10 protein-coding genes and 1 riboswitch are annotated in these 13,225 nt (G+C 45.8%); of the genes, 9 read left to right on the top strand and 1 reads right to left on the bottom strand.

Going from position 1 to position 13,225, the window contains the following annotated elements:
- Positions 1-325: 325 nt before the first annotated feature.
- The 9 genes from KNQ12_RS05180 (at position 326) to KNQ12_RS05140 (ending at position 10,988) form a co-directional block, all read left to right on the top strand.
- Complete coding sequence (locus KNQ12_RS05180; protein WP_214746649.1) at positions 326-2,593, top strand: ribonucleoside-diphosphate reductase subunit alpha; 2,268 nt, start codon at positions 326-328, stop codon at positions 2,591-2,593.
- An 18-nt stretch (positions 2,594-2,611) separates the two neighbouring features.
- Positions 2,612-3,100 carry a flavodoxin domain-containing protein gene (locus KNQ12_RS05175; RefSeq protein ID WP_023469116.1) on the top strand — a complete coding sequence of 163 codons (489 nt, stop codon included), beginning with the start codon at positions 2,612-2,614 and terminating at the stop codon, positions 3,098-3,100.
- Positions 3,069-4,112, top strand: a complete 1,044-nt coding sequence (locus KNQ12_RS05170) for a ribonucleotide-diphosphate reductase subunit beta (protein ID WP_023469115.1) — start codon at positions 3,069-3,071, stop codon at positions 4,110-4,112. The genes KNQ12_RS05175 and KNQ12_RS05170 overlap by 32 nt, the downstream gene beginning before the upstream one ends.
- Before the next feature lie 914 nt (positions 4,113-5,026).
- Positions 5,027-5,419, top strand: a complete 393-nt coding sequence (yugI, locus tag KNQ12_RS05165; RefSeq protein WP_012371159.1) for a S1 domain-containing post-transcriptional regulator GSP13 — start codon at positions 5,027-5,029, stop codon at positions 5,417-5,419.
- 136 nt (positions 5,420-5,555) lie between these two features.
- The gene (locus tag KNQ12_RS05160; RefSeq protein ID WP_023469114.1) at positions 5,556-6,722 is read left to right on the top strand and encodes an iron-containing alcohol dehydrogenase; all 1,167 of its coding nucleotides are present in this window, start codon (positions 5,556-5,558) and stop codon (positions 6,720-6,722) included.
- 113 nt (positions 6,723-6,835) lie between these two features.
- Complete coding sequence (locus KNQ12_RS05155) at positions 6,836-8,185, top strand: glucose-6-phosphate isomerase (protein ID WP_023469113.1); 1,350 nt, start codon at positions 6,836-6,838, stop codon at positions 8,183-8,185.
- Between the two features lie 172 nt (positions 8,186-8,357).
- Complete coding sequence (ytkD, locus tag KNQ12_RS05150) at positions 8,358-8,831, top strand: RNA deprotection pyrophosphohydrolase (protein ID WP_023469112.1); 474 nt, start codon at positions 8,358-8,360, stop codon at positions 8,829-8,831.
- Complete coding sequence (locus KNQ12_RS05145; protein ID WP_214746645.1) at positions 8,803-9,567, top strand: alpha/beta hydrolase family protein; 765 nt, start codon at positions 8,803-8,805, stop codon at positions 9,565-9,567. The genes ytkD and KNQ12_RS05145 overlap by 29 nt, the downstream gene beginning before the upstream one ends.
- 167 nt (positions 9,568-9,734) lie before the next feature.
- Entirely contained in the window at positions 9,735-10,988 is a 1,254-nt protein-coding gene (locus KNQ12_RS05140) for an EAL and HDOD domain-containing protein (protein WP_035396409.1), read from the top strand.
- A 230-nt stretch (positions 10,989-11,218) separates the two neighbouring features.
- On the opposite strand, the gene pckA is transcribed toward KNQ12_RS05140, so the two are convergent.
- On the bottom strand, positions 11,219-12,787 hold the full coding sequence (pckA, locus tag KNQ12_RS05135; RefSeq protein ID WP_214746642.1) for a phosphoenolpyruvate carboxykinase (ATP): 1,569 nt from the start codon (positions 12,785-12,787) through the stop codon (positions 11,219-11,221).
- A 234-nt stretch (positions 12,788-13,021) separates the two neighbouring features.
- A riboswitch (SAM riboswitch) is annotated at positions 13,022-13,148 on the top strand.
- Positions 13,149-13,225 lie beyond the last annotated feature (77 nt).

Below are 13,225 nucleotides of genomic sequence, written 5' to 3'. Positions count from 1 at the left end.
TAGTAGGAGAAATGGACCATCTTTGTTTTAACGGTTCACTTGACCTTATAATGCATTTTACTCGCTATCTCAATATATCTCAAAAGGCGTCATGATGCCTTTTTCAAATTGTTTTACCTGAATTTCAAAGCAAGGGGTTATTTTTTTGAATTTCAGTGATAACCTATATCTTGTAGATTAACAGGTTTAAAAACGCTAAAAACGTCTATATATAGAGTGAGAGTTGTAGAGTTCCTTCTATTATGTAGGACGTCTTTTTTTAGTTTAGCGTATTTCATCGTCTAATGCGAACCTGTTTAACGATAGAGAATGGGAGTGGTTCATAGTGGCATCTCCACTGAATACAGCACGCATCTTTAAAGGTGCAATGACAATAGAAGACGTATATGTCGTGATTAGACAAGCAACGGAAACGTATCCGGAGCTTGATATCGACCGCTATACTGAACGTGCCATCCGAGCGCTTGAAGAAAAATCCCTACAAGCCGATCAAGTCTATGAACTGTTAACGATGCACGCACTCGATATGTTAAAGGCAGAAGAGCCGAACTGGACATTCGTAGCGACAGCGACTTACTTAAATCGGTTATACCTTGAAGCAGGTGAAAATCGCGGATATGCAGCAGAAGAACGGTATGGTTCGCTGTATACGCTGATTGAAAAACTGACAGAGATCGGCATCTTCACGAAACATCTACTAGATGCGTATTCGAAGGAAGACATCAACGAACTGTCGGCAACGATCGATCCATCCCGCGACCACTTGTTCACATACATTGGTCTTCGAACACTGGCAGACCGGTACCTCGCACGTGATCACGTCAAAAACTTGTACGAGCTACCACAAGAACGATTCATGGTCATCGCGATGACACTGATGCAAAACGAACCGAAAGAACGTCGTTTAGAACTCGTCAAAGAGTCTTACTGGGCATTGTCGAATCTCTACATGACAGTTGCGACTCCGACGCTTTCGAATGCTGGTAAGTCTTACGGTCAACTTTCTTCATGTTTCATCGATACAGTCGATGATTCGCTACGCGGCATCTACGACTCGAACACGGACGTGGCGACACTTTCTAAAGGTGGCGGCGGAATCGGCGTCTACATGGGTAAGATTCGCTCACGCGGCTCAGACATCAAAGGCTTCAAAGGTGTCTCAAGCGGTGTCATCCCGTGGATGAAACAATTGAACAACACGGCAGTCAGCGTCGATCAGCTCGGTATGCGCCAAGGATCGATCGCGGTGTACCTCGACATCTGGCATAAAGATATCCTCGAATTCCTGGACGCGAAGCTCAACAATGGGGATGAGCGACTTCGGACACACGACTTGTTCACAGGTGTTAACTTACCAGACCGTTTCATGCGTGCCGTCGAAGCACGAGAAGACTGGCATTTGTTTGACCCACATGAAATTCGTACCGTTATGGGCTTCAGCCTTGAAGATTACTTCGATGAGACGGAACAAGGGGGCAGCTTCACGGAACGATACGAAGCGTGTGTCAACGAACCGCGTCTCAGCAAAAAAACAGTTCCGGCAATCGATCTCGTCAAACGCTACATGCGTTCGCAACTTGAGACAGGAACGCCATACATGTTCTTCCGTGACGCCGTTAACCGTGCGAATCCGAATAAACATGCAGGCATGATCTACTCGTCAAACCTGTGCTCGGAAATCATGCAGAACATGAGCCCGACGACCGTGACGGAAGAGTACACGGAAGACGGTAAGATCATCGTCACGAAGACACCAGGGGACTTCGTCGTCTGTAACTTGTCATCGATCGCACTTGCACGTGCAGTTCGTTCTGACGTCTTAGAGCGATTGATTCCGATTCAAATGCGGATGCTTGATAACGTCATCGACTTGAATACGATCGATGTCCCGCAAGCACAATTGACGAATCAAAAATACCGTGCCGTTGGTCTTGGGACGTTCGGTTGGCACCATCTACTCGCACTCGAAGGCATCCGTTGGGAATCGGTCGAAGCGGTACAATACGCAGACCGTCTCTACGAGAAGATCGCTTACTTGACGATCGATGCGTCGATGCAACTTGCGAAAGAGAAGGGCGCGTACCGTCTCTTCGAAGGTTCGGAATGGCAAACAGGAGAGTACATCAAACGTCGCCACTATAAAACGACGGATGAACTCGATTGGGATCGTCTCCAAGCGGACATCACGGCGTACGGAATGCGTAATGCTTACTTGATGGCAGTCGCACCGAACTCATCGACGGCGATCATTGCGGGTAGTACGGCATCGATTGATCCAATCTACAAAAAAGTCTACTCGGAAGAGAAGAAAAACTATAAGATTCCAGTCACTGTTCCAGATTTAACACCGGAAACGAACTGGTTCTATAAATCAGCGTTTGAGATTGACCAGCTATGGAGCATTCGTCAAAATGCTTCGCGTCAGCGTCACATCGACCAAGCGATCAGTTTCAATCTGTACGTGAAAAATAACGTCAAGGCGAAAGAATTACTCGAGATGCACATGGAAGCATGGCAACTCGGGATGAAGACGATCTACTACACGCGTTCGACGACGGTTGAAATCGACGAATGTGAATCGTGTTCATCATAAGATAAGGAGGACGATATCATGAAGGCAGCAATCGTATACGCGTCATTGAGTGGAAACACGGAGGAGGTGGCAGAACTCGTCGCGAAGACGTGTTCTGAGATGGGAATCGAGCCGACGATGTTGTTTGCGGACGAAGTGACGACGTATCAGTTAATGCCTTATGATATCGTCTATTTTGGTTCGTATACGTGGGGAGATGGGCAACTGCCCGATGATATGCGCGACTGCCTTAGAACCGTTCTGAAGGAGAGTTCGCATGCGATCCCGCAGGCAGCTGTTTTTGGAACAGGGGACAAGATGTTCGTCAAATATTGTCGCGCCGTTGATGAAATGGCGTATCATCTCTCGAAATTCGGGGTGCCGCTTGCCGGCGAACTATTGAAAATCGAGCAGTCACCACGCAATCGCCCACATCTCGTCAAGGAATGGACGAAACGGACCATTCTTCAATTACAGCAAGAAGGAGTCGAAGCACATGGAACAGCTACAAAAAATCAAACTGCTTGATGCACGTCATCCGAATCGCGCGACAGCGATCATCGGTGGCGAAACGAGTGCCATCGTCAACTGGAACGATATTGCGTATCCACAGTTTTATTCGATCTACAAACAACTGTTATCAAACTTCTGGATCCCAGATGAGATCTCGATGTCGAAGGATATGCAGCAGTGGAATCAATTGAGCGAACGGGAACAGGATGCCTTTAAACGAATCATCGGGCTACTTTCGATCCTTGACTCGGTTCAGACACGTTATATCTTGGAATCGGCAATGTTCACATCGGATTCATCGGTTCATGCGATTCTTGCGATCGTTGCGCAACAGGAAGTCGTTCATAATCAATCGTACAGCTACGTCTTATCCAGCTTAGTTCCATTGGCTGAACAAAACCGGATTTTTGATATCGCGAAAGACGATGACATGGTCATGAAGCGTAATGCATTCATTCTTGATTTATACGAAGATTTCCAAAATGACCGGACTCCAGAGAACTTCGCGAAATCGCTCGTTGCTTCGATCGTTCTTGAAGGAATCAACTTCTATTCAGGCTTTGCCTTCTTCTATAACTTAGCGCGTCACCAAAAGATGGTCGGGACATCGACGATGATCAGCTATATTCAACGTGATGAATTGCAACACTCGTACTTCATCAGCCAATTGTTACGTGCTGTCTTGTCGGAGCATCCGGAAATTGATGCCGATGGCTCCTTCACACAATTCGTATATGACACGTTCAAGCGTGCCGTTGATCTTGAAATCGAGTGGAGCGAATACGTCTTACGTGATCTAGACGGACTTGACGTCAGTGAGATGCGTGACTATGTTAAATATCTCGCGAACAAACGCCTTCGCGTCATCGGTTTGTCGGATCTCTATGAAGGGCACGACGAAGACGTCATGCCATGGATTCGTGCGTATTCAGATGATTCGATGAACGCGACGAAATCAGACTTCTTCGAACAAAAATCACGTTCGTATGCGAAAGTAACGGATGCAAATGGATTCGATGATTTATAAGTGAAATGAAAAGCATGTGGAAAGGACTAACTGATAAAGTTTTGTTGAAACTATTCAGTTAGTCCTTTTTCTGACGGCTGAAATAATCGAAAATTCAGATATCAAAGGAGGTGGTCCGAAAAAGTGTATAAAAAAAGCAGTTGCGAAATCGCAACTGCTTAGTACGGCAGGAAAGATAAACTCTCAGCTGCACGTTGCGTTCGGATAGACACTGCAATGTCTATTCGAACAAGAATAGTGTTGTTAAGAACTTAATCAAACAATACTACATATGTGTCTCAAGTAAAACAATTTTATTTGTTCGAAGCTGAAAGTAATCCTTCCTTGCTAAAAGGAAAGGAGGACTTCGAATGTGCTTTATTACACCGCATTATCGTAATGCACACTGGGTGTGTGGACATTTTCGCTCTGGTAAATGGATTGCAGAACACTTTCGTTCAGGTTCATTTGTGAACGGTCATTGTCAATTGCAGTTTGATTTTTGAGTAATTAATGTCCCTCTTAATTTATGATTGCTTCTACTCTATATTTCCTTTACGCTAGGACAGGCGAGGTTCTGCTTGACTCCTGCGGAAAAACAAGTCGTCATGACCCTGGAAGATGCGACGCATCTGAAGCGGCATGAGGGCTTGTCCGCGGAAAGCGAGCAGACCGAGACTGTCCGTTTGTATTAGAGCGTTGTGAAAGTCGCTCACCTCACTTTTCGGTATCTGTTTTTTAGGTCAATTGAGTAAAAGAACAAAAAAAGGGCCGAACTCGGAAAGTTCGGCAGAATCAGGGGGAATACTTGAAGTCTTGCTACTAAAATGTTCCCTTGTGAAATAAAAAATAAACAAATTCCAAAAATATTTTTTACGATACAAGAAAAGTGTGTTATTATAAGTTGATGAATTTAGTTAGGGAGTGTATACATTATGGCAAACTTTGAAAAAGACCAAGTCGTTACTGGTAAAGTAACTGGTATTCAAAACTTCGGTGCTTTCGTAGCACTTGACGAGCAAACACAAGGTCTCGTCCACATCTCAGAAATCTCACACGATTACGTAAAAGACATCAACGATTACGTAAAAGTTGGCGATGAAGTAACTGTTAAAGTTCTCGACATCGACGAAGCTAACAAAAAAATGAAGCTTTCGATCAAAGCAACTCAGGAAGCTCCAAAACGTGAAGCACGCGCGAAAGGTCCACGCAAAAACGCTGGACGTCGCGATGCAGGTCCTGCTTTCAAACAAGAAGAAGCACCTGGATTCAACGTTCTTAAAGGTAAATTGGAAGAATGGATTGAAAAATCAAACTTCCAAAAATAAGCCACATGAGAGAATCGACATCGGTCGGTTCTCTTTTTTTATGCGATTTTTACATAGAATAAGCATTAAATTAGATGCGAAAGGGGAATGTGTGGATAATGTAAGGTGTTCATTACTTATTGAGGAGGCAACACAGATGGAAAACTTTGAATATCGCAATCCAACAAGACTTATTTTTGGTGACGGTCAAGTCAGCCAACTGAAACCACAACTCGAAGCACTCGGTGCAAAGAAAGTCATGCTCGTCTTCGGTGGCGGCAGTATTAAACGTAATGGCGTCTATGATGATGTCACACGTGAACTCAACGCGGCAGGAATCGAGTACGTCGAATGCGACGGTGTCGAACCGAACCCGCGTATCGAGACAGCAGAGCGCGGTATCAAAATTGCACGTGAAGCAGGCGTTGACGCATTGCTTGCACTCGGTGGCGGTTCTGTCATCGACTGCACGAAATTGATCGCTGCTGGTATTCCTTATGAAGGCGAAGCATGGGATCTCGTCATCGGCAAAGCAACACCAGAAACAGTCATCCCATTCGGAACAGTCTTGACGCTTGCAGCAACAGGTTCTGAGATGAACTCAGGATCCGTCATCACGAACTGGAAGACACAAGAGAAGTACGGTTGGGGTAGCCCGCTTACGTTCCCAACATTCTCAATCCTTGATCCGAAGTACACAGTCAGTGTGCCAAAAGATCAAACAATCTACGGTATCGTCGATATGATGAGCCACTGCCTCGAGCAATACTTCCACCCTGCGCATGCGCCGGTCCAAGAACGGATGACAGAAGGTGTCATGAAAGCAGTCGTCGAAGCAGCACCGAAACTCGTCAACGATCTCGAGAACGTTGAACTTCGTGGCACGATTCTCTTCGCTGGTACGATGGCGCTCAACGGTGTCCTTCAAATGGGCGCACGTGGCGACTGGGCATCACACAATATCGAGCACGCGGTTTCAGCTGTTCACGATATCCCGCACGCAGGTGGACTTGCGATCCTCTTCCCGAACTGGATGCGCCACGTACTCGACGAATCAAACGCACATCGTTTCGTCACACTCGGTGAGAACGTCTTTAACGTTGATACGGAAGGTAAATCAGAGATGGAAGCAGCACACGCGACAATCGACGCAATCAGTGCTTTCTGGACATCACTCGGTGCACCGAATCGTCTCGCTGATTACGACATCAAAGAAGATACAGTTGACGCAATCGTCAAGTCAGCAATGACACGCGGCGACTTCGGAAACTTCAAATCACTTGGAAACGAAGACGTTCGTCAAATCGTGACAGCTGCCCTATAACAATCTGTAACATTTGCTACTCATTTCACAAAAGACTTGAACGACCTTCCTTCTTGCGTTTTAATGAAAAGGAAGGTCGCATTTCGTTGCGAATGAATAAGGAGGACGATGGCATGTCAACAGTACGTTTTGATTATTCGAAAGCCCTACAATTCGTAGGTCAACATGAAGTAGATCATATGGCGGAAACGGTAAAGACGCTTCACCATGCGATTCATGCAGGAACAGGTGCAGGAAGTGATTTCTTAGGATGGGTAGATCTTCCGACGAATTACGATCAAGCGGAATTTGCACGCATCCAAGCGTCTGCAGAAAAAATCAAGTCGGATTCTGATGTGTTGTTAGTCGTCGGAATCGGCGGTTCGTATCTCGGAGCGCGCGCTGCGATCGAGATGCTCGGACACTCATTCCATAACTTGTTATCAAAAGAAGATCGCAAAGCACCACAAATCATCTATGCAGGTCATAATATCTCATCGACGTATCTGCACGATTTATTCGAAGTCCTCGAAGGAAAAGATGTATCGGTCAACATCATCTCGAAATCGGGTACGACGACAGAACCAGCAATTTCGTTCCGTCTCTTGAAATCGTTCATGGAAGAGAAATACGGTAAAGCAGAAGCCAAACACCGGATTTATGCAACGACGGATAAAGCGCGTGGTGCATTAAAAACACTCGCAGACTCTGAAGGATACGAGACATTCGTCATTCCGGATGATGTCGGCGGCCGTTTCTCTGTGTTGACACCGGTTGGTCTATTACCGATCGCAGCAGCTGGTATTTCAATCGAAGAGTTGATGCAAGGTGCCCGTGACGCGCAAGAGCGCTACGCGAGCGAAAACCTAGCTGACAACGAAGCGTATCAATACGCGGTCGTTCGAAATGCGCTCTATGCGAAAGGGAAGACGATCGAGCTTCTCGTCAACTACGAACCAGCACTTCATTATGTGTCAGAGTGGTGGAAACAATTATACGGCGAGTCAGAAGGAAAAGACTTCAAAGGGATCTTCCCAGCAGCAGTCGACTTCTCGACGGATCTTCACTCGATGGGACAATACGTCCAAGAAGGTCGTCGTGACCTGTTCGAGACAGTCATCAAAGTCGGTCAAGCACGTCATGCATTGACGATCGAAGAAGATGCTCAGGATCTCGATGGATTGAACTTCCTTGCAGGGAAGTCGATTCAATTCGTCAACGATAAAGCAGCAGAAGGTACGTTGCTTGCGCACACGGACGGACAAGTACCGAACTTGACAGTCGAACTTCCAGAGATGACACCGTATCACCTCGGATTCCTGTTCTACTTCTTCGAAAAAGCTTGTGCGATGAGTGGTTACCTCCTCGGAGTGAACCCATTTGATCAGCCAGGCGTCGAAGCGTACAAGAAAAACATGTTCGCTCTTCTTGGGAAACCAGGATTCGAAGCAGAAAAAGCAGAACTCGAAGCACGTTTGAAGTAATATGAAACGACAGTCGATCGTTCCCTAGTGGAACATCGGCTGTTTTTTTGTCTTTAGCGGATGATAGTAGGCTATCATTTTCCAGATTTACAGGTAATCCTAGCGTTTTCACTTTTAGAATACCCGTGAAACAGGTAAAGTGAAGTTAGAAGAAGAAATGAGGTGCACGTACGTGATTACATTCTTGGATTATTATCAAAATCAAGTGGAGTTAAGTTTTGATGACCATCCGTTCTCGGATCGTCCCTTGCACGTATGGGTCATTGCCGTGTACGAAGGAAAATGGTTGCTGACCCATCATAAGCAACGTGGTTATGAATTTCCTGGTGGAAAGGTTGAACCAGGGGAAACGGCGGAAGAAGCTGCACGTCGTGAAGTGATGGAAGAGACAGGTGGGGAAATCGATTCCCTCTCATATGTCGGGCAGTATCGGGTTGCCGGAAAAGGCGATACGATCATCAAAAACATCTACTTCGCGCAAATCGGATCATTGTCGTCTCATCTTGCCGTGGATGAAACGGACGGTGCTTTTCTATTCGAGGAACTCCCTGAACGTCTCGATACGAATCGACAATACAGTTTCATGATGAAGGACCGTGTCCTTCCGGAGACGCTCCGTGTACTTAGCGAACGCCGATTGGTTTGAACTTCCGCGGCAAGGTCCGTTTCGGACGTTTCGGATGTTTTATACCACAGCGGATGGAGAACGGGTCGGTGCCTATATCGTACTCCCGCAAGTTGCGAACGGTCAGGGAATTCTCTACTTGCGTGGTGGAACGCGTTCGATCGGAATGGTCCGACCGACTCGATTGCTCGCGTTCGCACAGGCAGGCTTTTTTGTCATGGCACCTTTCTATCGAGGGAATCTAGGCGGCACGGGAAAAGAAGACTTTGGACATCACGATATCGAAGACGCCTGCAGCGCCTTTGACTGGTTGCAGCAACGTGTTTCGCATGTTCACGCATTTGGATTTTCACGTGGTGGACAGATGGCACTGCTCCTGGCGCATCACCGTCCAGTCGCTCGAACGGTTTCCTGGGCAGGGGTGACGGAGTTGACGTGGACGTATGAAGAGCAGAAGACGATGCAAAAGATGCTGCGGCGATACACGGGAGGTACACCAGATACGGTTCCTGATGAATACGCGGTTCGCTCGCCGCTCCATGTCGAACCTCAAGGTGAAGTGTTATTGATTCACGGTGCGTATGATGAGAACGTTCGTTTACGCCACGCGACGGCTTATGCCGCACGTTATTCCGAAGAAACGATGCTTCAGACTTATGCCTATGCCCATCAATTTCCGATTCATGACAAGTTGCGTGTGACGCGGAATGTGTTGAATTGGTTTGAGACTGGTATATGGAATCCGGATGAAAGGTGATAGTTCAAGCAGTACGACCAATGTCGTGCTGTTTTTTTGTGTTACGGAAAATGGCATAGAATTAAAAAATAAGAACATTGATATGTTGTAAAAAACAATAATCTCCTAAAAAGTAAACTTTGATATAATAGATGACATCAGAGAAGAATAGAGGGGGCATGAGAACGATGGATATCTTATTAGCACGTCAACCCATCGTTAATCGAGTAGGTTCGATTGATGCATTTGAACTATTGTATCGTTCGATTGAACAAATCAGTGTGTTTGATGGTGATTTAGCGACGATGGATGTTTTGACGAATACACTTGTTCATATGGGAGTAGATCATGTAGCAGAAGGCAAGAAGCTATTTGTTAATTTCACGGCAGAGCTGTTGAAAAGTGACTTGATTCATTATTTGGATCCAAGCCAATTCGTCATTGAAATTCTAGAAACAGTTGAGATCGATACAGAGATGCTGTCTGTTCTACATAGTTGGAAAGACGCGGGCTTTACGTTAGCACTCGATGATTTTGTGACGGATTTACTCCGACAGCATGGAGCGGAATTGTTTGAGTTGATCGATTTAATTAAAATCGACATCGAGACGATTTCCCCTCGCGAGCAAAGTGCTATCCTCCATATTGTTCGTCGCAATTATCCTCATATCCGAATGTTGGCTGAGCGTGTCGAAACGCACGAAGATCATACACGGTGTCTTGACATGGGATATGACTGGTTTCAGGGATATTTTTATGCTAAACCGATGTTGATGAAAGGAAAGGCGGTCCCACCGCAACTACCGGTTTTGTTAAAAATGTTGAAATGGCTCGATACGGATGAAAAGTACGATGAGGTCGTTGATGAGATTGAAGCGAATCCCTATATTAGTATTCAAGTGTTACAGCTGATCAATTCTCCAGGAATGGGTTTACGCAATACCGTCAGTTCCGTTCGTCAAGCGATTTCACTGCTTGGCTTTTCGCAACTCAAAAGTTGGATTTCGTTGATTGTTTTACGTGAGATGAAGCTTGCTAGTCCTTATGAGTGGTCAAATGAGTTATTACGGTCCTCTTTACACTGTGCGAAGCTCTGTGAACTCTTTGCTACCGAAACCCGAACACTACAACCGGAGAGTGCTTACATGATTGGCTTGTTATCGCACATCGATGCGTTATTATCTGTTGATATTGACGATATCATCGATCAATTGCCACTCGAAGATTCTCTGAAGATTGTTCTACAAGGAAAGGATCATCCGTTTCGGGATTGTTTAGTGCTTGCGATTAGTGCAGATCGAGGTGATTTTGATCAGTTTGAACTGCTGAGTCAGCGTTTAAATGTATCACTTCCGCGAGCCTATGCATTACTGACGGAAAGTCAAGAGTGGCTCATGCAGCGAGAAAAACATATTCAAGAAGAGTCAGACTCGATCATATAACTAAAAAAGAGTTTGAAGACTTTTTTCTAGACATAAGACGACGTGTAATCATTCTCTTAACTGAGTAGGATTACACGTTTTTATTCGTCTCGAATCGCCTAATAGGAAGAATTTCTAAGGATTAAGGAGTAACTAAAAAATCTGAGTCCGTGAAGACCGGACTCAGATTTTTTAGTTACTTGATGTAAATTCGGTGTCTATCTTTTTGATGCAAGTCAGAAAACTCTACTTTATAGGCGCGGACCAGCTGACTTGATCGCATCCGTCGCACTCTCGAAACGAAGGAAATTGTTCTGGAATTTCTCAGCAAGCGAACGCGCTTGTGTGTCGTATTCGTCCGGATTCGACCAGACGCGTACCGGGTTGAGTAACTCACTTGGAACACCAGGAACTTCGAGCGGCATATGAAGTCCAAAGATCGGGTGTTCTTCTGTTGGAATCGTTGCAAGTGTGCCGTTAACGGCAGCGTTGACCATCGTCCGTGTATAAGATAGCTTCATGCGGCTACCTGTTCCGTAAGCACCGCCTGTCCAGCCCGTGTTGACGAGATAAACGGTAACACCATGACGATCAATCAATTCGCCGAGCATCGTCGCATACTTTTCAGGCATCAGTGGAAGGAATGGTGAACCGAAGCACGTCGAGAAGGTCGCTTCTGGTTCCGTGACCCCACGTTCTGTTCCAGCGAGTTTTGATGTATATCCTGATAGGAAGTGATACATCGCTTGTTCTTTCGTCAATTTGCTGATCGGAGGCAAGACGCCGTACGCATCAGCTGTCAAGAAGACAATCGTCTTCGGATGACCAGCGCGTGACGGAACAGCGATGTTATCGATTGCCGTAATCGGATAAGCAGCACGCGTATTTTCCGTCAACGATGTATCATCGTAATCAGGATGACGGGCTTCGTCGAGTACGACGTTCTCAAGGACGGTTCCGAAACGGATCGCGTCAAAGATTTGCGGTTCTTTTTCACGCGATAGATTGACCGTCTTCGCGTAACATCCGCCTTCGATGTTGAAGACACCATCGTGCGACCAACCATGCTCATCGTCACCGATCAATTGACGGCTATCATCGGCTGAAAGGGTGGTCTTACCAGTACCAGATAGACCGAAGAACAAGGCGACGTCGCCTTCGTGTCCGACGTTTGCCGAGCAGTGCATCGAAAGGACGTTTTCTTGTGGTAAGAGGTAGTTCATGACGGAAAAGATCGACTTTTTGATTTCTCCAGCGTATTCCGTTCCACCAATCAAGACGATTCGGTGTTCGAACGACATCGCGATGAACGTCTCGGAGTTCGTTCCGTCAACGGTAGGATCTGCTTTGAAATGTGGCGCGTAGACGACCGTGAACGGTTCGAAGGCAGCCACTTCAGGATACTCGCGTAAAAAGAGTTGTTTGGCAAACAGGTTATGCCAAGCATATTGTGTGAGCACACGGACCGGAAGGGTGAAGTGCGTATCTGCTCCAGCAGCAGCTTCTGTGTAGTAAAGATGATCAGCTTCGTTCATGTAACGAAGAACCTTTTGCAACAATTGTTCAAATTTGTCTCCATCCATTGGTTGGTTGACATGACCCCAATCAATGTGAGACTCGCAGGAAGAATCACGGACGATGAACTTATCTTTTGGTGAACGACCTGTAAATTTCCCCGTTTCTACAGATAATGCGCCGTTCTCAGCAAGGACACCTTCTTCGTTTCGAATCGCATGTTCGACAAGTTCAGCAACAGATAGTTGTTTGAACACATGCTCTTTCTTGAGTAGTTCTTCGATATTCAGGACCGTCATCGGCATCCTGACCCCACCTTTCCCCTACGTTGGTTTTGGCTCACTGTATTTAGTATGACACATTTATTATATATGACATACTAAAGAGAGAGCAATCATTTTCTAGTGCTGATTTCTATTTATCTGGAAACGCTTTCAGCATTAACAGTTTAACATCTCTTTCAAAAAGTTTCGACTAGAATTTGAAACCTTGCTTGACAGAGTAGTTACAACTTTATATCATGTAATTCGTAACGGATACTCTTATTCTGAGCAGGTGGAGGGAACAAGGCCCGAAGAAACCCGGCAACCGTCCTACATTAATTCACATATTAATGAGGGAAAAGGTGCTCTCCTGAAGCGAAGTAAACACTTCGAACGATAAGAGGGTAAAGGAAGAACGCACAACCTTTCCCTGACCATTTTTTGGACTTGGAAAGGTTTTTTTCATTTTACCGTCCCACT

It is taken from the genome of Exiguobacterium sp. s11 (assembly GCF_018619015.1).
Classification (GTDB): domain Bacteria; phylum Bacillota; class Bacilli; order Exiguobacteriales; family Exiguobacteriaceae; genus Exiguobacterium_A; species Exiguobacterium_A indicum.
The sequence above is the reverse complement of the archived record's forward strand: the minus strand, read 5'-3'. Positions and strand labels throughout refer to the sequence as shown.

What these genes read in the sequence shown, in the direction of transcription:
- KNQ12_RS05175 (WP_023469116.1), top strand. Translation starts at nt 2,612, where the DNA reads ATGAAGGCAGCAATCGTATACGCGTCATTGAGTGGAAACACGGAGGAG.
- KNQ12_RS05170 (WP_023469115.1), top strand. Translation starts at nt 3,069, where the DNA reads ATGGAACAGCTACAAAAAATCAAACTGCTTGATGCACGTCATCCGAAT.
- yugI (WP_012371159.1), top strand. Translation starts at nt 5,027, where the DNA reads ATGGCAAACTTTGAAAAAGACCAAGTCGTTACTGGTAAAGTAACTGGT.
- KNQ12_RS05160 (WP_023469114.1), top strand. Translation starts at nt 5,556, where the DNA reads ATGGAAAACTTTGAATATCGCAATCCAACAAGACTTATTTTTGGTGAC.
- KNQ12_RS05155 (WP_023469113.1), top strand. Translation starts at nt 6,836, where the DNA reads ATGTCAACAGTACGTTTTGATTATTCGAAAGCCCTACAATTCGTAGGT.
- KNQ12_RS05140 (WP_035396409.1), top strand. Translation starts at nt 9,735, where the DNA reads ATGGATATCTTATTAGCACGTCAACCCATCGTTAATCGAGTAGGTTCG.
- pckA (WP_214746642.1), bottom strand. Translation starts at nt 12,787, where the DNA reads ATGCCGATGACGGTCCTGAATATCGAAGAACTACTCAAGAAAGAGCAT.